The sequence below is a fragment of the Staphylococcus sp. EG-SA-2 genome (assembly GCF_017152085.1).
In genome coordinates, this window is the sequence record NZ_JACYHC010001283.1 from 1 (window position 1) to 609 (window position 609).

1 protein-coding gene and 1 pseudogene are annotated in these 609 nt (G+C 35.0%); both read left to right on the forward strand.

The annotated features are described in order from the left end of the window. Nucleotides 1-191 (forward strand): annotated as a pseudogene (locus IDG60_RS20745) (GntR family transcriptional regulator); the annotation flags it as partial. 23 nt (nt 192-214) lie between these two features. After that, nucleotides 215-609 (forward strand): FGGY family carbohydrate kinase (locus tag IDG60_RS20750; RefSeq protein ID WP_241013417.1); only part of this gene is annotated, 395 nt, incomplete at its 3' end.

The window sequence follows — 609 nt, forward strand, 5'->3', positions numbered from 1 at the left end:
TGATGGCACTCGTTTTAACATCCATGCGACAACGTATGCAACAGAACCCGCAAGATTTTGAACGCATACATCATAATCATCAAGTGTTTATTGATGCAGTGGAACAATACGACAGTCAAATTTTGAAAGAAGCGTTTCACTTAAATTTCGACGATGTTGGTAAAGATATTGAAGGATTTTGGTTGAATTAAAATGAAAGAAAGAAGGATTTGTCATGAAATATATGATTGGTGTCGACATTGGAACGACGAGTACCAAGTCAGTCTTATATGATGAAAATGGAACATTCATCATGAAACATCAAATCGGCTATGATTTACACACACCAAACGTTGATGTCTCAGAAGAAAACCCAGATGAATTATTTGATGCGGTATTAATGACTATTAAATATGTTATGAGAGAATCCAAAGTTAATAAAGATGATATTAAATTTGTGTCATTTAGTGCGCAAATGCATAGCTTGATTGCGATGGATCAGAAACATCAAAGATTAACAAATAATATTACTTGGGCAGATAACCGCGCTGCAAAATATGCAACAGTAATAAATGAAGTGCATGATGGCAATGCGATTTATCAGCGAACAGGTACGCCTATTCATCCTAT